Raw genomic sequence first — 23,045 nt, forward strand, 5'->3', positions numbered from 1 at the left:
GTCGGATCCGGCTGCACGGTTTTCGTGTTCAACCAGCCGCGGGGGAATTCGTCGTGCGAATTCTCTTCGCGTTCTCCTGGTTGGAGGAAAGCAGGAGAGGACTCATTCATGCTCAGGAAACTGCTGGTCATCGTGCCGGCACTGGCGCTGGTCGCCGCCTCGACGGGCATCGCCGGCGCCGCCGTGTCCCGGCCCGCCGCGGCGCCGTCCGCCCGGGCCGCGTGCACCGCCGACACCCCCGAAGTCAAGGCGTTGGCCTCGTCGATGAACCAATTCATGGCCGCGATCACCGTGACGCCACCCGACACCGCCAAGGCGCAGGGAATCATCGGCGACATGATCAATGAATTGGTCGCGTTGCAGAAGGCCGGCTGCCTCCAGTTGTCGGCCGCGCCGTCGCGGCTCCAGGACCCGCAGGCCTGCCTGAACGACTTGCAGGGCATGGGCGCCGCGTTGTTCGGCCTGCTGGCCGCCGTTCTCAAGACGCCGCCGGACCCGACCGGCATCACCACTGCGACGACCGCCATCGGCGCGGCGATCACCAAGTTCAACAACGACAACTGCCTGCCGATCAAGCTGCCGGTGCCCGGCGGCCTGCCGACGCCGCCCGGCGGCCTGCCGGCCCCGCCGGCCCCGCCGGGACTGCCCGGCACCTGATCGACGCCCGCGGTTGACGGCCACCTGAGTGGCTCACTTGGCTCCACAAGCCGGGTGAGCCACTCAGGTGCGTTCGGGGCCGCTAGGAGACGTCCAGGCGGGCGCGGATCTGGGCGACCCGGGGCCACCAGGGGGCGATTCGCTCGGCCTCGACGAGCGTCAGGCGGGCGGTGGCGTTGTCGCCGGCGGCCATGTGCGCGCGCGCCAGCGTGGCCAGGTCGTCGGCCCGGCCCAGCGCGTCGTTGCCCAGCGCGATCGCCGAGTTGGCCAGCGTGATCGCCTTGGACACGTTGCCGCGCAACACCTCCACCAGCGCCTTGGCGCCGTTCAGCTTGTACGAGGGGTAGGCCAGTTGCTCCGCGTCGGTGATCGCCCGCTCCGCCCAGCCCAGGCCCAGCTCCGGCTCCAGCTGCCCGGCCTCCACCGCGGCCGCCGCCAGCCCGGCCAGGCCGGCGGTGATCAGCGCGAAGTCGCGCTGCGGCAGCCCCGGCTCGGCCAGCATGCCCAGCACCAGCTGCATGGCCTCGGCGTAGCGGCCGTGCGCCTCCAGCACGATCACCCGCGCCATCGCCGATGACTGCTTGTCGGGCTGGAGCTGCTCCAACGCCTCGCAGGCCGCCCGCGCGGCCGGCAGGTCGCCGGCCTGCACCGCCTTCGTCACCGCGGCGACCAGCGGGGCGGCATCGATCTCGGCCGCCTCGCGCGGATCCAGCCGCAGGTACCGGAACAGCACCCAGCCGGTCGAGGTCACCGCCGCGTCCCGGCGGGGCACCAGCGCGAGGACGACCGCGGCGGCGCAGCCGACCGCGCCGCCCAGCCAGAACGGTCCCGACTCCACGGCGATCAGGACAGCCGTGACCGCTATGCCGAGGATCGCCGACACCAGATACGTGCCCCAGATCCGGGGGCGGACCGGCGCCCTGCCCGGACCGACGGTCACCGACAGCATGATCGGCACGGCCCGTAGCGTGATCGTCCGGCCGGGTGTCGACCAGTCGTGCAGTCGAGCGCCCACGCCGATCACGATGCGAGGGATCCTCGGGCCCAGGGCCAGGCCGCCGGCAAGCACGCCCAGCTGGAGCGCGGCCAGGCCGATCAGCGCCCCTACGACCAGGCCCGGCAGCGCCAGCAGGATCGACCCCGGCGCGCGCTCCAGCGCGGCGACGACGATCACCGAGGCGACGGCCAACACCGTCCAGGCGCGTACAGGGGACACGAAATCTACAGACGCTACCCCGAACCGGGCGGTTCCATCCGACGGGTCGAACAGGCCTAAAGTGCACGCCATGGCGGCGAAGCGACCGAACCCGGCCCTGTGGCTCTGGTACTCGCTCGGCGGACGGCTGCCGCAGACCTACCGGGAATGGGTGCTCGGCGACGTGATCAGCAAGACCTGGCTGGTCCGCCACCTGCTGCGCACGTTCCTGCGGCTGCTGGTCCCGCTGGCGATCCTGTTCCTGGTGCTGTCCCAGTTCGGCGGCCCGCTCTACATCATCCTGATGGCGCTCGCGCTGGGGCTGATCGTCGGCCTGTACTACTCGCTCAGTTACGCCTCCGAGGCCAACGACGCCAGGCTGCGCAAGTACGGCTATCCGCCGGCGTACGGCAGCACCATCCGGGACAACCGGTTCTCCGAAGAGGACCGTCCGGAGTAGTCCTACGGCACCGCCGGCCGGCCGCCCTCGACCACGGGCAGGCCCGCCGCCGCCCAGGCGCGGAAGCCGCCGACCAGGTCGGTCGCGGTGGTCAGGCCCAGCCGGTGCAGATCCCGCGCCGCGAGACTCGACGCGTAGCCCTCGTTGCAGAGCACGATCACCCGAGTCGCGCTGTCCACCTCGGGCAGCCGGTGATCGCTCTTCGGATCGAGCCGCCACTCCAGGTGGATGCGCTCCACCGGCACCGAGCCCGGGATCTCGCCCTCGGCCCGGCGGTTCTCGATCGGCCGGATGTCCACCAGCAGCGCGCCCTCGGCCTGGAGGCGGCTCGCCTCGGCCGGGGGCACCCGGTCCAGCTCGGCCCGCGCCTGATCGAGGTACTCGTCGACGGTCACTTCACGTCCTCCAGGCTGGCGTACTCGCGGGTCGGCAGCAGCGGCGGCGAGTAGGCGTGCACGCTCGCCGCCGGGCTGTCACCGACGTTACGCACCTGGTGTGCCCGCCCGCCGCTGAACCCAACCGCGTCGCCCAGATCGCGGCGCATCGTCCGGATCGGGCCGCCCGGGTAGCGGTAGTCCTCGTTGAGCCGGCCCTTGAGCACCGTGAACGAGCCGGCGGCGCCGCCGTGGTCGTGCGGCTCCGTGCCCTGACCGGGCAGCCAGGACAGCAGCCACAGCTCCACGCCGCCGGTCAGCGCCAGGCGGGCCCACCAGCGCTGCTGCTGGTCGAACTGGAGCACCTGCAGCAGCGGGGTGGTCAGCTCGGTGGCGACCGTGCGGGTCAGGTCGCGGAGCTGGGACGGCGTCCACAGCGGACGCTCCGGCTGGATCAGGTCGCGCAGCAGCGGCAGATCCAGATCGGGGTGGACGTCGAGGTCGATGGCGAGGGTCACGGCAACTCCTGCGGTCGCGGCGTCGGGACGGCAAACGCGGACGCGACGGGCCGGCGGGCTCGCGGTGGGAGCGATCAGCAGCCGCGTCGCGTGCGGGTACACCCGCAGGACGCGACGCGCACGAGGTCGACCACCAGGTCGCACCATGTCGTCCTCGGCCGGATCATGAACCGATGTTCGCACGCCCGCGACTGGCGCCGCACCAACTTCCACTGGCTGAAATCACCTCGGACACCGACAAATCCCCGGGGTCTGCCTGAGGCTTACATTCGTGGTGTCTGTGGGCGCGACTCGCGGGGGTTGGTCAGCCGCGGGTGTGCCAGCCGCGGTGGCGTTCGGCGAGTTTCTGGGCGTGGGCGGCGACCGTGTCGTCGCCGTAGTGCTCGGCGATGACCAAGAGCACCTCACAGGTGCGGGGATGATCCGATCGCCACACGAGGTTCAGGAACTCCACGGTCCGGGCGGTGTCGCCGTGGTCGGCGACGGCGTCCAGCACTCGCTGCACGCCCCCGGAATCCAGCAGGCCCGCCAGCTCCGCGACGTTGGCGTCGGCGATGCGGACCGCCGGCACGTCGCCCTCGTCCAACGCCTTGTGCCGCAGCAGCCACAGCAGCGCCGGGCCGTCGTGCGGGCCGCCCAGCAGCAGGCGCACCGGCGGCACCGTCTGTCGGTCGCCGAAGACGTCGCCGCACGCCTGGATCGCCACCATCACGTGCGCGGTCGGCCGGTCGGGGGTCGCGATGCGGCTGATCAGGATCCGCGCGGTGTGCCGCTCGGGCTGCTCCAGGCTCCACTCGCGGACGTCGTCGGCCCACTCGTCGCCGGCCGCCGCGATCGCGGCGATCAGCTCGTCGACGTTCGCCCACTGCGGCGGCGGCAGCACTCGTACCAGCAGCCCGTTCTCCTCGGCCAGGTCGACGAGGATCGGCATCCCGCATGCCGTCAGCCGCGCCTCGCCGCCCAGCGCGAACATCAGGCCGCAGTCCATCAGGAAGTCGACTACCTCACCCGGCGCCGGCAACTCCGCCAGGTCCACCGAGCGCCGCGCGACCGCCGCCCGCACCAGCTCAATGCTCAGCTGCGCCAGGCTCCGGCGCGGCACTCTGGTCTGGGCCGCGAACGCCTTGCGGATCACGTTCAGCGGATACCGCTCCAGCTTCTGCCACGCCGCCACCCGCACCAGCCGGCCCTTGAACCGGCGCACCGCGCCCGCCGCGAGCGCCCACGCCAGCTCCGACCCGCCCATGCCCAGCTGCATCGCGACGTTCTCGGGCAGCTGGCCCTTGTCGACGAGCTCAATGCCGTCCTCACCGCACGCCTGCCGCAGCTGCGCGAACGTCACGAACACTGGCGCCCGCTCCGCGGCGAACGCCTGCTCACGCTCGTTCGGCAGCCGCAGCGGACCCACCGCGCGCCGCTCGACGCCGTCCAGCACCCGCTTCACCTCGTCCGCCGGCATGGTGCGCACCCGGGACACCTGCTCCGCGAACGTCAGCTCCTCGCCGCCGCGGACGTGCTGGAACAGCGCCTTGGCCGCCACGTCGTAGGACGCGCGGTGCTCCGCCGCCTCCCAGACCTCCTCGCACCGTTCCTCGATCTCCTCCGGAAGGTCGCTGTCCGGAGACAACATCCCGGCGCGGGCCAGGAAGTGCAGGAGCGGGCCCAGCGTCAGGGCCCCGTTCGCGCACACCGTCGCCGGCAGCGCCAGCCTCTCCGGCAGGTACTCCAGCAGGAACCGGTCCACGTCGGACGCCGTCCAGCGGAAGGCGCCCGCGCTGGGGCCGAGGCTGCTCCAGTCCAGGGCCGTGATGGCGTCCTCGACGTGCACGACCGTGTCGGCGCGCTGGCCGGCCCACTCCACGAACTGCCACACCAGGTGGTCGCGGAGCTCGGGATCGGTGCCCCAAGGCTGCTGCATGCCGTCATCGTGTCAGAGGTCACCAGAGCTGTGCGCTGGCCGTGCTCGAACGATCGCTCCCCGTGAAGAGTGGTTTTTCCCCGTCGGAGTTCGGCCGCCCGGAACGATGAGTCGTTATGAACCAACCGTCCGGGGTGCGGCCGGACCCGGGGCTCGCCCTGCTCGACCTGTACGAACAGGCGCTGCCCCAGGTCTACGGCTACCTGCTGGCCCGCTGCGGCCAGCGCGCCGTGGCGGAGGACCTGACCACCGAGGTGTTCCTCGCGGCCATGGACTCCTGCCGGCGCGGCAAGGTCACCGAGGTCGGCACTAGTTGGCTCATCGGAGTCGCCCGGCACAAACTCGTCGACCACTGGAGGCGCGCCGAACGCGAGCGCCGCGGGCTGCGCGTGCTCGGCGGGCTCGCCGCCGAGCCCGAGGACCCGTGGGATGAGCGGCTGGACGCGCTGCTCGCCCACGACGTGCTCGCCGAACTGTCCGCGCAGCACCGGTCGGCGCTCACCCTTCGCTACCTCGACGGGCTGCCCGTGCCCGAGGTGGCGCGCTGTCTGGACCGGACCGTGCACGCCACCGAGGCGCTGCTCGTCCGGGCCCGCGGCGCCTTCCGTGCCCACTACCAGCGCCGAGAGGAGGGCACCCGATGACCGACCCGTTCGAGGACCTGCTCGAGCCCGTGATCCCCGTGGACCCGGACCCACGGTTCGCCGCAAGCCTGCGTGCCCTGCTCGAGGCCGCCTTCGTTCGTCCCATGTCTGGAGGAGCCATGCCCACCACCATCGCCCAGGGCGACGTCGTCTACGCGTCAGTCTGGTCGCCCGACAGCGCCCGCGCCGCCGCCTTCTACCGCACCGTCCTCGGCTGGAACGTTTCCGACGACGGCCGCCGCGTCGTCGGCCTCGGCCAACACCTCGGGCTGTGGACCGATCCTCGGCGGACCACATTCCTCAGCCACTCCGTCGCCGACATGGACGCCGCCATGGAGCGGGTGCGGGCCGCCGGTGGGACCGCCGGCGATGCCGTGGAGGAGCCTTACGGGCTCAGCGCCATGTGCGTCGACAACCAGGGGCTGCCGTTCGCCCTGCACCACGCCGAGCCCGGTGCGCGGTCGGAGACGTTCGCGCAGGGGGAGATCGTGTATCTGACCATGCACGTGCGGGATTCGCTGTCGGCGCGGGAGTTCTACGGTTCCGTGTTCGGGTGGACGTTCACGCCGGGCCGTGTCGAGGACGGCTGGCAGGTCCAGGGGCCCTACCCGGGTTTCGGCATGCAGGGCGGTCACGCCGAGGCGGCGGTGCTGCCGATGTACGCGGTGGACGACGTCGTTGCCGCCGTCGCTCGGGTGCGGGCCGCCGGTGGGACGGCCACCGATCCCGAGCAGATGCCGTACGGGATCACCTCCGACTGCGTCGACGACCAGGGGCTGGGGTTCTACTTGGGACAGCTCTGACGCGTTTGTCCACAGGGCGTGGACTTCGGGGAGGTTGTCCACAGGCCTACCGTCGCCAAGATCGACATCCGCTCGGCGACGGTAGGCTGGACCCGGGGCCGCCCCCCAGGGATAGGGCGGGGGATGGAATTCGCGCCGTCAGTTCGCCCGAGGCACCCGCAGCAGCAGGGTGGTGCGGCCCGCTAGCTCGATGGACGTCCCCGACGACAAGGGCGTCTGGTCGGCGGGGGTGCCATCCGGCGTGCCGCTGTCCAGCATCGGCTCGAACGTCGGCCCGAACTCGGCCCGCGGCAGCGTGAAGTCGCACGGATCGCCGCCGGCGTGGAGCACGATGAGCCACGAGTGGTCCGACACCAACTCGCCGGATTTGGTACGGGACAAGCAGTTCGCCCCGTCGATCCACACGCCGAGCGTCCGGCGGTCGTCGTCGAACCAGTCGGTCTCGGCCATCTCGGCGCCGTCGGGCCGCAGCCACACGAGGTCGGGCTCGCCGCTGGGCGTGATGCGGCCGTCGAAGAACTGCGGCTGCCGCAGGGCGGGGGAGGCGGCGCGGATCGCCACGACCCGTTGGACGAAGGCGAGCAGCTCGGCGCCGGCGGCGTCCAGCGCCCAGTTCATCCAGGACATCTCGTTGTCCTGGTTGTACGCGTTGTTGTCGCCGTCCTGCGTCCGCCACATCTCGTCGCCGGCGGTCAGCAGCGGCGTGCCCATGGACAGCAGCAGCGAGGACATGAGGTTGCGGGCCTGCCGCGCGCGCAGCGCGAGCACCTCGGGATCGGTGGTCTCCCCCTCGGCGCCGCAGTTCCACGACCGGTTGTCGTTGCTGCCGTCCCGGTTCTCCTCGCCGTTGGCCTCGTTGTGCTTGTCGTTGTACGAAACCATGTCGCGCAGGGTGAAACCGTCGTGCGCGGTGATGAAGTTGATCGACGCCCACGGTCGCCGACCGTCGTCGGCGTACAGGTCGCTGGACCCGGTCAGCCGGTAGGCGAGATCCCGCACTCCTACCGCCCCACGCCAGAAATCACGCACCGTGTCGCGGTACCGGCCGTTCCACTCGGCCCACTGCACGCCGAAAGCGCCGACCCGGTAGCCGTCGCCGGTGGCGTCCCACGGCTCGGCGATGAGCTTGCAACTGGCCAGCAGCGGGTCGCAGGCGATGGCGGTCAGCAGCGCGGCGTTCGGGTCGAACTGCCCGGCGCCGGGACGGCCCAGCACGGACGCGAGGTCGAACCGGAAGCCGTCGACGCCGAGCTCACCGGCCCAGTACCGGAGCGAATCGGTCACCAGCCGCACGACGGTCGGCGACCCGGCGTCCAGGGTGTTTCCGCAACCGGTGATGTCCAGGCCCCGGCCGCCGTCGCCGTGCGCGTAGTACGCCGGGGCGTCCAGACCCCGGAAACACAGCGTCGGACCCTCGAAACCGGACTCGCAGGTGTGGTTGAACACCACGTCGACGATGACCTCGATGCCGGCCGCGTGCAGCGACGCCACCATGGTCCGGAACTCCTCGACCTCCCGGCCGGGCTCGCTGGCGTAACCGGCGTACGGGGCGAAGAACCCCAGCGGCGAATACCCCCAGTAGTTGTGGCGACCGGCTGTGATCAGCGACGGCTCGTCCACGAAGGTGTGCACGGGCATCAGCTCGACGGCGGTCACGCCCAGCCGCACCAGGTGCTCGACCGCGGCGGGATGGGCCAGCCCCAGGTAGGTGCCGCGCAGCGGCTCGGGCACGTCCGGGTGCCGCTTGGTGAAGCCCTTGACGTGCAGCTCGTAGAACACCGACTCCTCGAACGGGACCTCCGGCTTCACGCCGGTCGCCGGCCCGCCCGGCGAGGTCACCACCGACAGCGGCACGCTGCCCAGCGAGTCCACGGTGGAGGCCGGCCCGGTCATCGGGTTGTCGACGTAGCCGAGCGCGGCCTCGAGATTGGTGAGATCCCCAGTGATGCGTTTCGCATACGGGTCGACGAGCAGCTTCGCCGGATTGTGGCGAAGACCACGTGACGGGTCGTACGGCCCGTGCACCCGATAGCCGTACTGCTGGCCGGGCAGCACGCCGCGGACCACGCCGTGCCACACCCCGAAGGTGCGTTCCGTCAGCTCAACGCGCCTTTCCGACCCGTTGTCGAGTAAGCAGACCTCCACCGCCTCGGCCGTTGAGGAGGCGACGGCGAACCGCACCCCACCGGCCTCGGGGTGCGACCCGAGCGGAAAGGGACGGCCGGCCAGCATCATCGGGTCCGGCGCAGGGTTGGCAACCACGTCGCGATCTTCCCCGACCCGGTGCCCCGGTGCCAGGCCACGTCCGGAGGGTTAGGAACAATGGGACTCGTGACCGAGCCGATCAGTGCGGATGTCGATCTCGTCGTGGCGATGGAGAAGGTCAGCGTGCGGCGCGGCAGGACCACCCTGGTGCGCGGCATCGACTGGCGCGTCGAGCTGGACGAGCGGTGGGTGGTGCTGGGCCCGAACGGGGCCGGCAAGACCACCCTGCTCCGGCTGGCCGGCGCCGAGATGCACCCGACCACGGGCACGGTGCACGTGCTCGGGGAGAAGCTGGGCCGCACCGACGTGTTCGAGCTGCGGCCCCGTATCGGCGTCTGCTCGGCCGCGCTGGCCGGCCGGGTGCCGCCCGAGGAGAAGGTGCTGGACGTCGTGGTCAGCGCCGGCTACGGCGTGATCGGGCGCTGGCGCGAGCAGTACGACACCGTGGACACCGGGCGGGCCGAGGAGCTGCTGGCCGCGCTGGGCATCAAGCACCTGGCCGAGCGCATGTTCGGCACCCTGTCCGAGGGCGAGCGCAAGCGCACCCTGATCTCCCGGGCGCTGATGACCGACCCGGAGATGCTGCTGCTCGACGAGCCGGCGGCCGGCCTGGACCTGGGCGGCCGCGAGGACCTGGTGGCCCGGCTCTCGGAGTTCGCGCTGGACCCGGACGCGCCGGCGATGGTGCTGGTCACGCACCACGTGGAGGAGATCCCGCCCGGTTTCACGCACGCGATGCTGCTGCGCGAGGGCGGCATCGTGGCGCAGGGCCTGATCGACGACGTCATCACCGCTGCGAACCTGTCCGCCACCTTCGGTCAGGATCTTGAGCTTGACCGGGCTGACCAGCGGTTCTTCGCTCGTCGGCGGACGAGCGCCTGATCCGTTCGCTACCGGGCGGTAGCCTGCGAGGCCTGGATGTCTGAGGAGGACAGATGGCTGAGTTCGTCCGGCTAGAGGTGGACGGCGGGATCGGCACCATCCGCCTGGAGCGGCCGCCGATGAACGCGCTGAACATGCAGGTCCAGGAGGAGATCCGGGCCGCGTCGGCGGAGGCGACCCGGCGCGACGACGTGCGCGCGGTGATCGTCTACGGCGGGCAGAAGGTGTTCGCCGCCGGCGCGGACATCAAGGAGATGGCCACGCTCTCCTACGCCGAGATGGCGGGCCGCGCCCAGCAGCTGTCCTCCGCGGTCGGCGCGGTGGCCGAGATCCCCAAGCCGACGGTCGCCGCGATCACCGGCTACGCCCTGGGCGGCGGCTTCGAGCTGGCCCTGTGCTGCGACCGGCGGATCGCCGGCGACAACGCCAAGGTCGGCCAGCCCGAGATCCTGCTCGGCATCATCCCCGGCATGGGCGGCACCCAGCGGCTGGCCCGGCTGATCGGCCCGAGCCGGGCCAAGGACCTCATCTACACCGGCCGGTTCGTGGCGGCCGACGAGGCGCTGGCCATCGGCATGGTGGACGAGGTCGTGGCGCCCGACGACGTGTACGAGGCGGCCAGGCGCTGGGCCGGCCAGTTCGCCGAGGGCCCGACCCGGGCGCTCGCGGCGGCCAAGGCGGCCATCGACGGCGGCCTCGACGGCGACCTGGCCAGCGGCCTGAAGCTGGAGAGCCACCTGTTCGCGGCCCTGTTCGCGACCGACGACCAGCAGGCCGGCATGCAGTCGTTCATCGAGAACGGTCCGGGAAAGGCGAAGTTCAGTGGCAAGTGACGTGCAGGACCCTGCCCCCAACCCGCACGCCACCGAGGCACAGGTGCAGGCCGCCTGGGACGACCCCAAGCTGGCCAACGTGCTCTACCACGACTGGGAGGCGGGCACCTACGACGAGAAGTGGTCCATCTCCTACGACCAGCGCTGCATCGACTACGCCACCGACCGGTTCCGCATGGTCGCCGGCGACCGCGGCTGGCCGTACGGGCGGGCGCTGGAGCTGGGCAGCGGCACCGGCTTCTTCCTGCTCAACCTCATGCAGGGCGGGGTGGCCAAGAAGGGCTCGGTGACCGACCTGTCGCCGGGCATGGTGCGGGTGGCGCTGCGCAACGCCGAGAACCTGGGCCTGGACGTGGACGGCCGGGTCGCCGACGCGGAGCGCATCCCGTACGACGACAACACGTTCGACCTGGTCGTCGGGCACGCGGTGCTGCACCACATCCCGGACGTGCAGGCGGCGATGGCCGAGGTGCTGCGGGTGCTCAAGCCGGGCGGGCGGTTCGTGTTCGCCGGCGAGCCGACCAAGATCGGCGACTTCTACGCCCGCAAGCTGGGCCAGGCCACCTGGTGGCTGACCACCAACGTGACCAAGCTGGCGCCGCTGAACTCGTGGCGGCGTTCGCAGGAGGAACTGGACGAGTCCTCGCGCGCGGCGGCCCTGGAGGCCGTCGTCGACATCCACACGTTCGACCCGGCCGAGCTGGAGCGGACCGCCCGCGCCGCCGGCGCGCGCAACGTCAAGGCGGTCACCGAGGAGCTGTCGGCGGCGCTGTTCGGCTGGCCGGTGCGCACCTTCGAGGCGGCCGTGCCGCGCGAGAAGCTGGGCTGGGGCTGGGCGATGTTCGCCTACAAGACCTGGCAGCGGCTGTCGTGGCTGGACGAGAACCTGCTGTCCAAGGTGATGCCGCGCGAGCTGTTCTACAACGTCCTGGTGACCGGGACCAAGCCGGGTGGGGTATGAGTTCTCCGCCGCCGACGTCGACTTCCTGACGTCGGCGGCGGGCCGGGCGGCGCTGGCCGAGGTCGGCGCGCTGCCGCTGACCGACAAGTCGCGCCTGGCCGACGTCGCGGCGGCCCGCCGGATCGTGCCGGACTTCGCCGCGGCGGTGTTGGAAACGGCCGTGCTGCGCCGAAAAGCCGTGGCCAAACTGTCCTCATCGGACGATTGGCTGTTCACCGACGCCGCCTTGCAGCAGGCGACGCCGTCTCCCGTCGCCGAGCATCGGGCCCGCCGACTCGGCGGTCGTGACGTGCACGACGTGACGTGCTCGATCGGCGCCGACCTGACCGTGGTGGCCAAGGTCGCGAACCGGTGCGTCGGGTCCGATGTGGACATGATCCGGCTGAAGATGGCGCGTCACAACGCTTCCGTCGCCGGCGTCGATCCGCTTCTGGTCCGCGCGGACGCGCTTCGACCGTCCACTGCGGACACGGTCGTCGTCGCCGATCCGGCGCGGCGGGACACCGCCGGCCAGCGCAAGTGGCGCGCCGCCGATCTCGTGCCGCCGCTGGACGATCTCGTCGACGCCTACCGCGGCCGGGATCTCGCCGTGAAGTGCTCGCCGGGCATGGACTTCGACTCGGCGCCCTGGGCCGACGAGATCGAGCTCGTGTCGCTGGACGGGCAGGTGCGCGAGGCGTGCCTGTGGACCGGCTCGCTGGCCGGAGTGTCCAGAAGGGCAACGGTTCTGCGCACGAACGGTCCCGAGTGGACGATCGCCTCCGACGAGCCGGACGACTGCCCGGTCGCGGCCGTGGGCGCCTGGATCGTGGACCCGGACGGGGCGGTGGTGCGAGCCGGTCTCGTGCGCCACTACGCGGCCCGGCACGGTTTGGCTCAGCTCGACCCGCACATCGCCTACTTGACGGGTGAAACACCGCCGCCGGGAATCCGGGCCTTCCAGGTGATCGAGCACGGCCACTACAGTGAGAAGGCGCTGCGCGCGGTGCTGCGACGCCACCGGATCGGGCGACTGGAGATCCTGGTCCGAGGGCTTAACGTGGACCCGAACACGCTGCGTCCCCGATTGAAGCTCGCCGGCGACGCCGAGGCGACGGTCGTGCTCACGAGGATCGGTCACACCCCTACCGCCGTGCTCTGCCGGGCGCGCGCAACCACCTGAGGTGTCACACGTCCTCTGATCGGGTACTCGCAACGCTGAGTGCGACTGGAGGCGAAGTCCATGTCCAGGTCTTTGGGTATCGCGGCGATCGCGGGCGTGATGGCGGTGGGCCTGCTCACCGCGGCGTGTGGCAGCCCGGCAACCAACAATGCCTCGTCCGACACGTCGACCACGGCGTCCTCGACCACCGCGGCCAGCACGACCACCGCCAGCTCGGCACCGGCCGACTCCGGCGTCAACACCGCGACCGGCGCGGGCGGCGACGGCTCCGGCGGCGCGAGCGCGGGCAACGGCCAGTGCGTGTCCGCCAACCTCAAGGTCACCGCCGGCGGCGGCAACGCGGGTGCGGGGCACTCGTTCATCCCGATCGTGTTCACCAACGCCGGCGCCAAGCCGTGCACCATCGCCGCCTACCCCGGTGTGTCCTTTGTGGCCGGTGACGACGGCCACCAGGTCGGCGACCCGGCGACCCGCGTCTCGGCCGCCACGCCCACCGTCACGCTCCAGCCCGGCCAGGCCGCGTCGGCCGCGCTGAGCATCGCCAACGTCGGCGTCTACGACCCGGCCCAGTGCAAGCCGGTCGCGGTGCGCGGCCTGCGGGTGTACCCGCCGAACAACACCGCCGCCCTCTTCGTGCCGCTGACCGGCGACGTGCAGGGCTGCTCGCAGCACATCCCCAACCAGACGCCGCTCCAGATCAAGCCCGTGGTCGCCGGCGCGAACGCCCAGTAACTCCCTCTTTTTCGCCACATGCGCTTCCCAGTTGTCACCACATGACAACTGGGAAGCGCATGTGGCATCAAGGGGGGATCAGGAGACGATGCGGCTGAGCACGAACTCGCTGAGGTCGTCGACGTCGGCGTCGAAGGCCACCTCGACCCGCCGCCGCGGCGACGGGCTGTTCCGCCGGCGGTCGACGATCGTCGCGCCGCGGCCGGGGCCGTGCGAGCAGTCGACCTCGACCGGGCACGACTCGGTGCGCAGGATGCCGGGGGAGATGGCCTCGGCCAGCGCGATGGCGTCGTGCAGAACCATGCCGTCGAGGCCGAGCTGGCGCTGGTAGGTGGCCCGGTAGGACGGGGTCAGCGTGGTCAGGCCCCGGCCGACCGCGCCGCCGGCCGCGAGGCGGTCGAGCCGGCCGGCGCCCACGGCGCAGCGGTGGGTCAGGTCGAGCGGCACGAGCACCGTCGGAACGTCCTCCTCGGCCAGCACCCGGTGCGCGGCCTCAGGGTCGCTCCAGACGTTGAACTCGGCGGCGGCGGTCGTGTTGCCGCCCTTGGCGCTGCCGCCCATCGCCACGATCCGACCGATCTTCGGCTTCAGCTCGGGGTGCACCGCCAGCAGCAGCGCGACGTTGGTCATCGGGCCGATGGGCGCGATGGTCACCGGCTCGGTGGCGGCGCGCAGCAGGTCGGCCATCAGCTCGACGGCGTGCCGGCCGTCCACGTCGTGGCTGGCCAGCGGCAGCGTGTCGGCCGCGCCGGAGAGGCCGTCGTTGCCGTGCACCTCGCTCGCGCGGTGCGGGGTGGGGTGCACCAGCGGCCGGTCGGCGCCGGCCGCCACCGGCACGTCCGAGCGACCGCACAGCTCCAGCAGCCGCAGCGCGTTGGAGGTGGTGTTCGACAGCGCCACGTTGCCGAAGACGGTGGTCACCGCCAGCAGGTCGACCTCGGGGCTGCCGGCCGCCAGCGCGATGGCGAAGGCGTCGTCGATGCCTGGGTCGGTGTCGATGATCAGCGGCGTCATAAGGTGCAGCCTATGACGAGCATGTGGGGCGCCTCGCTGGCGTCACGGCGCCGGGCCCGCCGCCGCGACCCCGAGCAGGCGCGTTTCCTCACCATGGCGTCGCTGCGCTGGATGCTCCGCAACCGGGCGTACACGCCGTGGTACCTGGTGCGGTACTGGCGGCTGTTCAAGTTCCGGCTGGCCAACCCGCACGTGGTGCTGCGCGGCATGGTGTTCCTCGGCCGGAACGTGGAACTGCACTGCCGGCCCGGCTACGGCCGGCTGGAGGTCGGCCGCTGGGTGCACATCGGCGACGGCAACTCCATCCGCTGCCACGAGGGCTCGCTGCGGATCGGCGACAAGGTCGTGTTCGGCAAGGACAACACCGTCAACTGCTACCTGGACGTCGAGATCGGCGCGGCGACGCTGGTCGCCGACTGGGTGTACGTCTGCGACTTCGACCACGTGGTCGCCGACATCAACCTGCCGATCAAGGACCAGGGCATCGTCAAGACGCCCGTGCGGATCGGGCCGGACTGCTGGCTGGGCGTGAAGACGACCGTGCTGCGCGGCACCCGGATCGGCCGCGGCTGTGTGCTGGGTGCGCACGCCGTCGCCCGCGGCGACATCGGCGACTACTCCATCGCCGTCGGCACCCCCGCCCGGGTGGTGCGCGACCGCCGTGCCGACTACGAGGCCGACGCCGAGCGCCGGGCGGCGGTGGCGGACATGGCCCGCAAGGCCGACGAGGCCCTGAAACAAGCCCTAACCGACAGCTGAACCCCCGCGAGTCGCGCTGTCAGGCACACCGAATGTAAGTCTGGGGCACACCTGACCGTGTGCCCGAAACCTGCATTCGGTGTGCCCCAGAGCGCGACTCGCGGGGGTTAGGTGAAGGCGTTGCCGGTGGCGATCTTGGGGCGGCCGAGGACGCCGTGGTCACGTATCACGGCCTGCCGGTAGACCTCGACGGTGCCGGCGGCGATGCGGCCCCAGTCGAAATCGGTGCCGAGGCGGGCCTTGGCGGCGCGGGCGCGGCGTTGGGCGGCGGCGGGGTCGTCGAGTACGCCCCGAACCGCGGCGGTCAGTCCGTCCACATCGGCCGGCGCGAAGGACGAGCCGGTCTTGCCGTCCACGACGACCTCGCCGAGACCGCCGGCGGTCGACGCCACCAACGGCGTGCCGGCGGCGGCGGCCTCCAGGGCGACGATGCCGAACGGCTCGTAGCGGCTGGGCAGCACGACGGCGTCGGCGGCCGACAGCGTGGCGGCCAGCTCGCGGTCGGACAGGTGCCCGGCGAACTCCACGGCCCGCAGCACCCGGTGCTTACGGGCCTGGTCGGCCAGCCACTGGGCGTGGCTGCCGGTGCCGGCCACCACCAGCCGCGTCCCGGGATGGCTGCGCCGGATCCGGGCCAGGCCGGCGATCAGGTCCTGAACGCCCTTCTCCCACTCCAGGCGTCCGAAGAACAGCAGCAGCGGGGCGTTGGGCGTGCCATGGCGCTCCCGCGCCGCGGAGACCTCGGCGGGGCGCACCCGCCAGCGCCGCGGCTCGATCCCGTTGTGCAGCACGGTGATCGTGTCCGGGTCCACATCGAACAGGTGCGTCACCTCGGCCCGCATCGCCGCCGAGCACGTGATCAGGCTGTCGGCCCGGTTGGCCAGCCACCACTCCACCGAATGCACCTGCTGGTTCAGCGGCTGCGACAGCCAGCCGCTGTGCCGGCCGGCCTCGGTCGCGTGGATGGTCGCGACCAGCGGCACCTCCGCCGCCTCGCTGAGTGCGACGGCCGGGTGCGTCACCAGCCAGTCGTGGGCGTGCACGACGTCCGGCTGCCAGCCGCGCAGCAGCCGCAGGCCCTCGCGGATCATGCCGTGACCCATCGCCAGCGTCCACGCCACGAGATCGCGCTCGAACACCAGGTGCGGCGGGTCCTCGGCGATCCTGATCACCCGCACCCCGTCGGAGGCGAAGTCCGAGGTCGGGTTGGTGGTGGCGTCGCTGCCCGTCGGCTGCCGGCACAGCACCACCACCTCGTGGCCCTGCTCGCCGAGCTTGCGGGCCAGCGCGTGCACGTGCCGGCCCAGCCCGCCGACCACGACCGGCGGGTACTCCCAGGACAGCATCAGGATCCGCATGACCTGGTGATCCTGCCATGCCCGGGACCGGGGCTACTCGGCGGTAGCCCCGGTCGGCCGGAAACCTCGATTTAGAACGTGTTCTAGTGCAGTTCGGACACGAACCTCGCCACGTCGACGGTGCCGACGCCGGTGGCGTGGTCGTAGCCGGGAACCGCCGGGTAGCCGTTGGCGCCGGTCCGCCCGGTGGTCACGTCGACCAGGCCGCGGGCATGCTGGGCGTTGAGCCGGTAGATGTCGTTGTCGATCTGGCCGAGCCGGTGTCCGACCGCCTGGTCGGCCAGCGCCACCACGCCGGCGAACAGCGGCGAGGACTGGCTGGTGCCGCCGCCGAGCCACCAGCCGGGCGCCTTCGGGTCGTAGCTGGAGTAGATCCACAGGCCGCCGTCGGGGTCGGCGTCCATGCTGATGTCGGGGGTGCCGCGCTTGGCGCCGACGACGGAGCGCACGGAGTTCTGGTACGCGGGGCGGTCGAACACCTGCGACACGTAGCCGCCGCTGCCGGTCCACGCGCTGTCGGCGGCCAGCCGCTGGCCGGCGTTGTCGAGGTCGAGGTGGGTGCCGCCGATCGCGGTGACGAGCGGATCGGACGACGGCCAGAAGCCGCCGCTACCGGCCTGTGCGCCGCCACCGTCGCCGGAGCTGGCGGTGAGCGTCACGCCGTGCTTGGCGGCGTTCTGGAAGGCGTACCGCAGCGTGGTCAGCGAGGTGTAGTCGCCGACCTCGTAGCCGGGGAAGTGTCGCTCGCCGGTGCCCCAGCTCATCGACACGACGTCGCCCTCGCCGGCGTCGACGAGGTGGTTGACGGCGCTCATCATCTCGGGCACGCCGACCGGGCCCTCAGTCTCGGATACGCCGGTCTCGACCAGCACGATTTTCGCGCCGGGGGCGATCGCGTGCGCGGCCTCGACGTCAAGCGTGCTCTCGCCGGCCCAGCCGCTCTGGTCGTCGTTGGTCGGGTCGAAGGGCGGCACCTCGCCCCACTTGAACACCTCGACCTGGGTGTCGGGCAGCCCGAACTGCCGGTCGAACACCTCCAGGTCGTGCTGGATGGTCGGCGAGCCGAACGAGTCGACGATCACGATCGTCCGGCCCTTGCCGGTGATCCCCTTGGCATACAAGGAGTTCACGTCGTACGCGGCCCGCAGCTGGGCCGGCGAGTAGCAGTGCTTCTGCAACTGGGTGAGGCACTGGTCGGTCGGCAGCGGCGTCGGCTGCACGGCGCTGTGCCGGAACGGGGTCATGGGCGTGGCGGCCGCGACCGCCCCGGTGGCGGGCAGGGTGGCCGCGATCAGCGCAGCGGCCAGCACCGAACGTGTGGACTTGGACACGGGCCGCCACCGTAGTGGCGGGATCCGCGCGTCAACACCCTCTTGCGTCTAGAGTTCCGAACAGCCCGTCGTGTTTGCGCAGTTCGCCCGCTACGTCCAGGGCTTTCTCGGTGGCGCCGATCCGGATGAGGTCCGCCAGGTGGGAAAATCGCCCGGCGTGGACGGACGCGCGGTGCCGGGCGTAGTCGGCCGCCGAGTCCTTGGTGACCATGAACGCCCAGTCGCTGGACAGCGCCAGCAGCGCCTCCCGCACCATCTGGTCGGCGGCGGGATCGCGGACATCCGTGGGGCGAAGGGTTTCCAGCAGTGCGCGCTGGAGTTTCGCGTTGTCGGCGACCATGTCCGCCACCTGCTCGCCGTCCCAGACCCGCCAGTCCTTGCCGGAACCCCAGGACGACGCCGGCAGGTCGACCGGTCCGCCCAGGTGACCGGCCTCCAGCGCGCCGCGCAGCGTGGTCACCCGCACGCCGGCCTCGGGTAACGCCGTCAGCACGGCGTCCAGCCAGGCCGGGCCCTCGTGCCACCAGTGCCCGAACAACTCGGTGTCGTACGCGGCGACGACAAGCCCCGGCTTCGGCAGCGACCGCAACCGGCGCACCACCGTGTCAACGAAGTCGGCGGCGTGCCGCTGCACCGCGACGGCGGCCAATTCCGGCTCGTACGGCCGTTTCTGCTCCGGCGGCACGTGCTTTCCGGTGACCCGCGAGGGCTTCAGGCCGGACGGGTGGTCGTAGGTGTGGAAGTCGCGGTAGGCGGGATCGCCCGGGTAGCCGGCCTTCGGCGACCACACCCGGTACGTGACTTCGAGGTCGCGGCCGAAGCAGACCACGTCGCTGTCGCCGACGGTGTGCGCGGCGGCGGTGTCGCCGTGCAGGGCCGGACCGTCCACGAGGAACCGTTGCACGCCGGCGGCGGCGTAATCGCGTTCCATGCCGGGGGAATAACCGCACTCCGGAGCCCAGATGCCCTGCGGGCGCGTGCCGATGCGGTGCTCGGTGTCGGCGAGTCCGGTGTTCAGCGCGAACCGCCGGATCCGGTCGTCCAGCAAGGGCTGGAAGGGATGTGTGGCCGGGCCGCCGAGCAGTTCGATCACGCCGCCGTCCACGAGCCGTCGCAGCACCGGCGAGAACCCATGCCGCCACTGGGTTTCGAAGGTGTTCAACGCCTTCGCCGACGCCCGGTGCTCGCTCGCCGCCAGATCCTTCAACAGCGGGTCCGTCCAGCGCGTCGCCGCGAAGTCGGCGCGCAGCTGCCAGTTGCCGAGCCAGTCGTGGAACGCCCGCAGGCAGTAGGGATCGTCCAGCTGGGCCGCCAGGACCGGCGTCACGCCCAACGTCAGGACGTCCCGCTTTCCTTGCGCCGCATAGCGTTCCAGCAGCTCGACCACGGGCAGGTAGGAGTGCGCCCAGGCCTGGTGGAGCCATTCCTCGCCGACCGGCCAGGACCCGTGGTGGGCCAGCCAGGGCAGGTGGCTGTGCACCACCAGGCAGAAGGTCCCCTCCTCGGTCACGGCTTCACCGCCACCGCGACGAGATCCAGGCTGCCGTCCACGTCGTCGGCGGTGATCACGAAGTCCTCGGCGGCGACCGCCTTCACCTCCGTCAGCAGGTCGTCCGGCCAGCCGTTGCCGCCCAGCACCACCTCGACCTGCCGGTCGATGATCGTGTCGTCGATGCCGGGCCCGTGTCGCAGGCCCTGGAGCGTCTCGACCCGGAAGCCGGCCCCGGTGAGCAGCGAGTCCAATTCGGACGGTGCGAGTTCCCTGGTGTGGAAGGGGTTCAACGGGGTGTCCCGTCCCGGGGAGAAGGTGATCCGGTTCGGCGTGGTGATCAGCAGCGTGCCGCCCGGCCGCAGGACCCGCCGGCACTCGACCAGGAAGCCGTGCTGGTCCCACAGGTGCTCGATCACCTGGAGGTTCGCCACCACGTCCACCGACGCGTCCGCCAACGGCAGCGTCGCCAGGTTGCCGCGGACGACGCCGACGCGGGGGTAGGCCCGCCGCACGTGTTCGGCCGTCAACCGGTCGTAGTCCAGCGCGATCACCCGGCACGCGACCCCCGCCAGCAGATCCGCGCCGTAGCCCTCGCCGCAGCCGGCCTCCAGCACCGTCGCGCCCTCGCAGTGCCGCCGGAGCGCCAGGTACGCCGCCTCGTGCCGGCGGAACCAGTAGTTCTCCTCCGGGATGCCCGGGACGGTTCGTTCCCCGGTCAGGGGCAGCGGCTCGGCTGTCACGCCGCGAACCCTACCTGTCGGTAGGGTAGGAGCTCACGCGGAGCACGTTGCCGTCCGGATCGTGCACCCGCATCTCGTACATGCCCCAGGCCCGCAGCGACGGCGGCTCGGCGATCACCGCGCCGCGCCCCGTCCACTCCCGGAACAGCTCGTCGACCTGGGCGGCGGAGTTCACGTCGAGGTGCAGCCAGGTGGTGTGCGGCCCGGGCTTCTGGGTGAAGATGATCAGTACTTTGTCCCGCCCGACCTGCGCGGTCTGCGACGGCCCGGGCTCGTCGGCGTCGAGGAACCGGCCCTCGGGGTCCGACCAGCGCCAGCCGATCCGGAAGCCCAGCACGTCGGCGTAGAAGCGCAGGCTCGCGTCGACGTTCGCGACCAGCATGTTCGGTCGCACGCCGGCGAACGCGCCGTCGGAATTCGGATGCATGGCGACAAGCATCCTGCTGCACTGGGGCGCATGCCACGCCTAGTGCTGCCGGGAGTCGAGATGCGCGCCTCGTTCGTCGAGGCGATGGGGGAGTTCCAGGCCGAAGGACGTGGACAGGAGCATGACCAGTCGATGGTCGGCGACGAGATCCGCGACGCCCGGTGGCAGACGCCCGAAGGGTTTGCGGCGTTCGCGGCGGACCTGCGCGCGAAGGCGGTCGACGAGCCGCCGCCGGGCAGGGTCCGGGGCACCACCTGGTGGTGGTGCGAGGGCACGACCTATCTGGGGCGGATCGCCGTCCGGCACGAGCTGACGGAGTCGCTGCGCAAGAAGGGCGGCCACATCGGCTACGACGTGCGGCCGACCGCCCGCCGGCTCGGCCACGGCACCGCGATGCTGGCCGCCGCCCTGCCGAAGGCCCGTGAACTGGGCCTCGACCGCGTGCTGATCACCTGCGACGAGGACAACCGCGGCTCGTGGCGGATCATCGAGGCCAACGGCGGCGAGCTGGAGTTCGCCGCCGACGGCATCCGCCGCTACTGGGTCACCACCTGAACCCCGGCGAGTCGCGCTCACAGACACACCGAAATGCGGTTTCAGGCAGTTACGAGCCTCGGGTCTCAGTTCTGCACGAAATCGACATTCGGTCTGGCGCTGAGCGCGACTCGCGGGGGTTAGACGGGGGAGACGGTCACTCCTATCGCGCCGGGGCCCAGGTGGGCGAAGACGGCTGAGCTGGCCTGCGTCAGCACGAAGTTGCGGCCGCGCGGCATCCGGGACTTCAGCGTCGCCAGCAGCGTCTCGGCGCGGGCGTCCGGCCCGTAGTGCTGCACGGCCACGTCGACCTGCTCGCTCCCGGCCCGCTTGACGGCGGCGTCCACCAGCTTCTTGATCGCCCGTTCGGTGCCCATGGCGCGGCCCGACGGGGCGACCTGTCCGTTCTTTATGGTCAACAGCGGCTTCATCGACAGCGCGGTGCCCAGCAGTGCCTGCGCAGCCCCTATCCGCCCACCCTTGCGCAGGTACTCCAGGGTGTCCACGTAGATCAGCTCGGTGCCGGTGCTGTATCTCCGCTGGGCGGCGGCGATCACCTGCCGCACGTCCCAGCCGGCGGCCGCCGCCTGCGCCGCGGCCAGCGCGGCGTAGCCGAGGCTCATGCTGATCGACGAGGTGTCGACGACGTGCACGGGCACGCTGCACTGGGCGGCCGCCTGTCTGGCGACCTCGCAGGTCTGCGACATCTTCTCGGAGATGTGCAGCGACACCACGGCGTCCACGCCCTGCGCCGCCGCGTCCTGGTACGTCCAGAAGAACGCGCCCGGATCCGGTGGTGCGGTGGACACGGTGCTTCCGGCCTGCATGGCCTTGATCAGGTCCTCTGGCGCGACCCAAGCCTCCTCGTCGAACCGATCTCCCACCTGGAGCTGTAACTGAACAACGGCCACTCCCGATGTAGTGGCCAGTTGCGGCGGCAGACAGGCGCTGGAGTCGGTCACGACGGCTACTCGACGCCTCATGGCCAGCCAGGCTATCTGGCTAACGCATGCCTGCATACGGGTGACGGCCGTTCGGACGTGCGGCCGTTGCACGCGCGCGCCCCTGTAGTGCGAGGATGCCGCGTGAGGACTCTCACGTCACCGGAGTGCTTGCCCGCGTTTGCACCTGTGCTACCCGTCGGTAACATTCTGGTGGTTGAACACCCCAGCGCTCAGGAGGTCGAAGGAGACCGATGAACATCGTCGTCCTGGTCAAGCAGGTGCCTGACACCTACTCCGAGCGCAAGCTCGCCGACTCCGACCACACCCTGGACCGTGAGTCGGCCGACGCGGTGCTCGACGAGATCAACGAGCGCGCCGTCGAAGAGGCGCTTCAGCTCCAGGCCACGCACGGCGGCGAGGTCACCGTCGTCAGCGTCGGCCCGGACCGCGCCACCGACGCCATCCGCAAGGCGCTGTCGATGGGCGCCGACAAGGCCGTCCACGTCAGCGACGAGGCGCTGCACGGCTCGGACGCGATCGCGACCGCCAAGGTGCTGGCCAAGGCAGTATCGACCATCGAGGGTGTGGACCTGGTGCTCGCCGGCAACGAGGCGACCGACGGCCGCGTCGGCGCCGTGCCGGCCATGGTGGCCGAGCTGCTGGGCCTGCCCGCGCTCACGCACGCCCGCAAGGTCGAGGTGGACGGCACGGCCGTCAAGGTCGAGCGCGAGACCGACGAGGGTGTGCTGCACCTGTCGGCCGCCCTGCCCGCGGTCATCAGCGTCAACGAGAAGATCAACGAGCCGCGCTACCCCTCGTTCAAGGGCATCATGGCGGCCAAGAAGAAGCCGGTCACGACGCTGACCGTGGCCGACCTCGGCGTCGACACCGCCGAGCTGGGCATCGCCGGCTCCTGGACCTCCGTGCTGGAGTCCGCGCCGAAGCCGCCGCGCTCGGCCGGCCAGCGCGTCGAGGACGAGGGCGACGGCGGCACGAAGGTCGCCGAGTACCTCGTCGGCCAGAAGCTGATCTGACGAACTGA

General features: G+C 71.4%; 24 protein-coding genes. 12 read left to right on the forward strand and 12 right to left on the reverse strand.

Annotated features, from left to right (window positions below; translation table 11 throughout):
- The first annotated feature begins 108 nt into the window (after nucleotides 1-108).
- Complete coding sequence (locus tag BCF44_RS32715) at nucleotides 109-657, forward strand: hypothetical protein (protein ID WP_116178289.1); 549 nt, start codon at nucleotides 109-111, stop codon at nucleotides 655-657.
- Nucleotides 658-739: 82 nt separating this feature from the next.
- Here BCF44_RS32715 and BCF44_RS32720 read toward each other — a convergent pair whose 3' ends face one another.
- A complete protein-coding gene (locus BCF44_RS32720) occupies nucleotides 740-1,873 on the reverse strand; it encodes a hypothetical protein (RefSeq protein ID WP_147328719.1) in 1,134 nt (377 codons plus the stop codon).
- A 70-nt stretch (nucleotides 1,874-1,943) separates the two neighbouring features.
- On the opposite strand from BCF44_RS32720, the gene BCF44_RS32725 reads away from it, so the two are divergent.
- Nucleotides 1,944-2,312: a DUF5313 family protein gene (locus BCF44_RS32725; RefSeq protein ID WP_116178291.1), complete on the forward strand. Its 369-nt coding sequence runs from the start codon at nucleotides 1,944-1,946 to the stop codon at nucleotides 2,310-2,312.
- Nucleotides 2,313-2,314: 2 nt separating this feature from the next.
- Here BCF44_RS32725 and BCF44_RS32730 read toward each other — a convergent pair whose 3' ends face one another.
- The 3 genes from BCF44_RS32730 to BCF44_RS32740 form a co-directional block, all read right to left on the reverse strand.
- Complete coding sequence (locus BCF44_RS32730; protein WP_116178292.1) at nucleotides 2,315-2,707, reverse strand: rhodanese-like domain-containing protein; 393 nt, start codon at nucleotides 2,705-2,707, stop codon at nucleotides 2,315-2,317.
- Entirely contained in the window at nucleotides 2,704-3,204 is a 501-nt protein-coding gene (locus BCF44_RS32735; protein WP_246015853.1) for a cysteine dioxygenase, read from the reverse strand. Before BCF44_RS32735 ends, BCF44_RS32730 begins: the two co-directional genes overlap by 4 nt.
- A 304-nt stretch (nucleotides 3,205-3,508) precedes the next feature.
- Nucleotides 3,509-5,122 (reverse strand): hypothetical protein, encoded by a 1,614-nt coding sequence (locus BCF44_RS32740; RefSeq protein WP_116178294.1) that lies wholly within the window; start codon nucleotides 5,120-5,122, stop codon nucleotides 3,509-3,511.
- 116 nt (nucleotides 5,123-5,238) lie between these two features.
- Between BCF44_RS32740 and BCF44_RS32745 the strand changes: the two genes are divergently transcribed.
- Both BCF44_RS32745 and BCF44_RS32750 read left to right on the forward strand, forming a co-directional pair.
- Nucleotides 5,239-5,766: an RNA polymerase sigma factor gene (locus BCF44_RS32745; protein ID WP_116178295.1), complete on the forward strand. Its 528-nt coding sequence runs from the start codon at nucleotides 5,239-5,241 to the stop codon at nucleotides 5,764-5,766.
- Nucleotides 5,763-6,569 carry a VOC family protein gene (locus BCF44_RS32750; RefSeq protein WP_116178296.1) on the forward strand — a complete coding sequence of 269 codons (807 nt, stop codon included), beginning with the start codon at nucleotides 5,763-5,765 and terminating at the stop codon, nucleotides 6,567-6,569. The genes BCF44_RS32745 and BCF44_RS32750 overlap by 4 nt, the downstream gene beginning before the upstream one ends.
- A 138-nt stretch (nucleotides 6,570-6,707) precedes the next feature.
- On the opposite strand, the gene glgX is transcribed toward BCF44_RS32750, so the two are convergent.
- Complete coding sequence (glgX, locus tag BCF44_RS32755; RefSeq protein ID WP_116178297.1) at nucleotides 6,708-8,804, reverse strand: glycogen debranching protein GlgX; 2,097 nt, start codon at nucleotides 8,802-8,804, stop codon at nucleotides 6,708-6,710.
- An 87-nt stretch (nucleotides 8,805-8,891) separates the two neighbouring features.
- On the opposite strand from glgX, the gene BCF44_RS32760 reads away from it, so the two are divergent.
- The 5 genes from BCF44_RS32760 to BCF44_RS32780 are packed head-to-tail and all read left to right on the forward strand — an operon-like array spanning nucleotide 8,892 to nucleotide 13,404.
- Nucleotides 8,892-9,716, forward strand: coding sequence for an ABC transporter ATP-binding protein (locus BCF44_RS32760; protein ID WP_116178298.1), 825 nt, complete (start codon nucleotides 8,892-8,894; stop codon nucleotides 9,714-9,716).
- Nucleotides 9,717-9,769: 53 nt separating this feature from the next.
- The gene (locus tag BCF44_RS32765) at nucleotides 9,770-10,549 is read left to right on the forward strand and encodes an enoyl-CoA hydratase/isomerase family protein (protein WP_116178299.1); all 780 of its coding nucleotides are present in this window, start codon (nucleotides 9,770-9,772) and stop codon (nucleotides 10,547-10,549) included.
- Nucleotides 10,539-11,510, forward strand: coding sequence for a class I SAM-dependent methyltransferase (locus BCF44_RS32770; RefSeq protein WP_379799173.1), 972 nt, complete (start codon nucleotides 10,539-10,541; stop codon nucleotides 11,508-11,510). The genes BCF44_RS32765 and BCF44_RS32770 overlap by 11 nt, the downstream gene beginning before the upstream one ends.
- Nucleotides 11,500-12,672, forward strand: coding sequence for a THUMP-like domain-containing protein (locus BCF44_RS32775; protein ID WP_116178301.1), 1,173 nt, complete (start codon nucleotides 11,500-11,502; stop codon nucleotides 12,670-12,672). The genes BCF44_RS32770 and BCF44_RS32775 overlap by 11 nt, the downstream gene beginning before the upstream one ends.
- A 60-nt stretch (nucleotides 12,673-12,732) precedes the next feature.
- On the forward strand, nucleotides 12,733-13,404 hold the full coding sequence (locus BCF44_RS32780; protein WP_147328720.1) for a DUF4232 domain-containing protein: 672 nt from the start codon (nucleotides 12,733-12,735) through the stop codon (nucleotides 13,402-13,404).
- A gap of 78 nt (nucleotides 13,405-13,482) precedes the next feature.
- Here the strand turns inward: BCF44_RS32780 and BCF44_RS32785 are convergent, their stop codons facing one another.
- Nucleotides 13,483-14,418 (reverse strand): nucleoside hydrolase, encoded by a 936-nt coding sequence (locus BCF44_RS32785; protein ID WP_116178303.1) that lies wholly within the window; start codon nucleotides 14,416-14,418, stop codon nucleotides 13,483-13,485.
- Nucleotides 14,419-14,430: 12 nt separating this feature from the next.
- Between BCF44_RS32785 and BCF44_RS32790 the strand changes: the two genes are divergently transcribed.
- Nucleotides 14,431-15,177 carry an acyltransferase gene (locus BCF44_RS32790; protein ID WP_116178304.1) on the forward strand — a complete coding sequence of 249 codons (747 nt, stop codon included), beginning with the start codon at nucleotides 14,431-14,433 and terminating at the stop codon, nucleotides 15,175-15,177.
- A 107-nt stretch (nucleotides 15,178-15,284) separates the two neighbouring features.
- Here the strand turns inward: BCF44_RS32790 and BCF44_RS32795 are convergent, their stop codons facing one another.
- The 5 genes from BCF44_RS32795 to BCF44_RS32815 all read right to left on the reverse strand — a co-directional run bounded on the left by BCF44_RS32795 (nucleotide 15,285) and on the right by BCF44_RS32815 (nucleotide 20,525).
- The gene (locus BCF44_RS32795; protein WP_116178305.1) at nucleotides 15,285-16,535 is read right to left on the reverse strand and encodes a glycosyltransferase family 4 protein; all 1,251 of its coding nucleotides are present in this window, start codon (nucleotides 16,533-16,535) and stop codon (nucleotides 15,285-15,287) included.
- A gap of 83 nt (nucleotides 16,536-16,618) precedes the next feature.
- Nucleotides 16,619-17,866, reverse strand: a complete 1,248-nt coding sequence (locus tag BCF44_RS32800) for a S53 family peptidase (protein WP_211353316.1) — start codon at nucleotides 17,864-17,866, stop codon at nucleotides 16,619-16,621.
- Nucleotides 17,867-17,897: 31 nt separating this feature from the next.
- Nucleotides 17,898-19,376, reverse strand: a complete 1,479-nt coding sequence (locus tag BCF44_RS32805) for a 1,4-alpha-glucan branching protein domain-containing protein (protein ID WP_116178306.1) — start codon at nucleotides 19,374-19,376, stop codon at nucleotides 17,898-17,900.
- The gene (locus BCF44_RS32810; RefSeq protein ID WP_116178307.1) at nucleotides 19,373-20,098 is read right to left on the reverse strand and encodes a class I SAM-dependent methyltransferase; all 726 of its coding nucleotides are present in this window, start codon (nucleotides 20,096-20,098) and stop codon (nucleotides 19,373-19,375) included. The genes BCF44_RS32805 and BCF44_RS32810 overlap by 4 nt, the downstream gene beginning before the upstream one ends.
- 10 nt (nucleotides 20,099-20,108) lie before the next feature.
- Entirely contained in the window at nucleotides 20,109-20,525 is a 417-nt protein-coding gene (locus BCF44_RS32815; RefSeq protein WP_170217866.1) for a VOC family protein, read from the reverse strand.
- A 30-nt stretch (nucleotides 20,526-20,555) separates the two neighbouring features.
- Here BCF44_RS32815 and BCF44_RS32820 point away from each other — a divergent pair, with 30 nt between their 5' ends.
- The gene (locus tag BCF44_RS32820; RefSeq protein ID WP_116178309.1) at nucleotides 20,556-21,080 is read left to right on the forward strand and encodes a GNAT family N-acetyltransferase; all 525 of its coding nucleotides are present in this window, start codon (nucleotides 20,556-20,558) and stop codon (nucleotides 21,078-21,080) included.
- A 119-nt stretch (nucleotides 21,081-21,199) separates the two neighbouring features.
- Here BCF44_RS32820 and BCF44_RS32825 read toward each other — a convergent pair whose 3' ends face one another.
- Nucleotides 21,200-22,042 (reverse strand): DegV family protein, encoded by an 843-nt coding sequence (locus BCF44_RS32825; RefSeq protein WP_116178310.1) that lies wholly within the window; start codon nucleotides 22,040-22,042, stop codon nucleotides 21,200-21,202.
- Nucleotides 22,043-22,254: 212 nt separating this feature from the next.
- On the opposite strand from BCF44_RS32825, the gene BCF44_RS32830 reads away from it, so the two are divergent.
- Nucleotides 22,255-23,037 (forward strand): electron transfer flavoprotein subunit beta/FixA family protein, encoded by a 783-nt coding sequence (locus BCF44_RS32830; RefSeq protein WP_116178311.1) that lies wholly within the window; start codon nucleotides 22,255-22,257, stop codon nucleotides 23,035-23,037.
- Nucleotides 23,038-23,045: the final 8 nt, after the last annotated feature.

The sequence above is a fragment of the Kutzneria buriramensis genome, assembly GCF_003387475.1.
In the GTDB taxonomy this organism is placed as follows: domain Bacteria; phylum Actinomycetota; class Actinomycetes; order Mycobacteriales; family Pseudonocardiaceae; genus Kutzneria; species Kutzneria buriramensis.

Bases quoted from the DNA above. Each gene is read 5' to 3' on its own strand.
- BCF44_RS32745 (WP_116178295.1), top strand. From the start codon at position 5,239: ATGAACCAACCGTCCGGGGTGCGGCCGGACCCGGGGCTCGCCCTGCTC.
- BCF44_RS32715 (WP_116178289.1), top strand. From the start codon at position 109: ATGCTCAGGAAACTGCTGGTCATCGTGCCGGCACTGGCGCTGGTCGCC.
- BCF44_RS32780 (WP_147328720.1), top strand. From the start codon at position 12,733: ATGTCCAGGTCTTTGGGTATCGCGGCGATCGCGGGCGTGATGGCGGTG.
- BCF44_RS32725 (WP_116178291.1), top strand. From the start codon at position 1,944: ATGGCGGCGAAGCGACCGAACCCGGCCCTGTGGCTCTGGTACTCGCTC.
- BCF44_RS32765 (WP_116178299.1), top strand. From the start codon at position 9,770: ATGGCTGAGTTCGTCCGGCTAGAGGTGGACGGCGGGATCGGCACCATC.
- BCF44_RS32790 (WP_116178304.1), top strand. From the start codon at position 14,431: ATGACGAGCATGTGGGGCGCCTCGCTGGCGTCACGGCGCCGGGCCCGC.
- BCF44_RS32820 (WP_116178309.1), top strand. From the start codon at position 20,556: ATGCCACGCCTAGTGCTGCCGGGAGTCGAGATGCGCGCCTCGTTCGTC.
- glgX (WP_116178297.1), bottom strand. From the start codon at position 8,804: ATGATGCTGGCCGGCCGTCCCTTTCCGCTCGGGTCGCACCCCGAGGCC.
- BCF44_RS32760 (WP_116178298.1), top strand. From the start codon at position 8,892: ATGGGACTCGTGACCGAGCCGATCAGTGCGGATGTCGATCTCGTCGTG.
- BCF44_RS32830 (WP_116178311.1), top strand. From the start codon at position 22,255: ATGAACATCGTCGTCCTGGTCAAGCAGGTGCCTGACACCTACTCCGAG.
- BCF44_RS32740 (WP_116178294.1), bottom strand. From the start codon at position 5,122: ATGCAGCAGCCTTGGGGCACCGATCCCGAGCTCCGCGACCACCTGGTG.
- BCF44_RS32750 (WP_116178296.1), top strand. From the start codon at position 5,763: ATGACCGACCCGTTCGAGGACCTGCTCGAGCCCGTGATCCCCGTGGAC.
- BCF44_RS32795 (WP_116178305.1), bottom strand. From the start codon at position 16,535: ATGCGGATCCTGATGCTGTCCTGGGAGTACCCGCCGGTCGTGGTCGGC.
- BCF44_RS32825 (WP_116178310.1), bottom strand. From the start codon at position 22,042: ATGAGGCGTCGAGTAGCCGTCGTGACCGACTCCAGCGCCTGTCTGCCG.
- BCF44_RS32815 (WP_170217866.1), bottom strand. From the start codon at position 20,525: ATGCATCCGAATTCCGACGGCGCGTTCGCCGGCGTGCGACCGAACATG.
- BCF44_RS32785 (WP_116178303.1), bottom strand. From the start codon at position 14,418: ATGACGCCGCTGATCATCGACACCGACCCAGGCATCGACGACGCCTTC.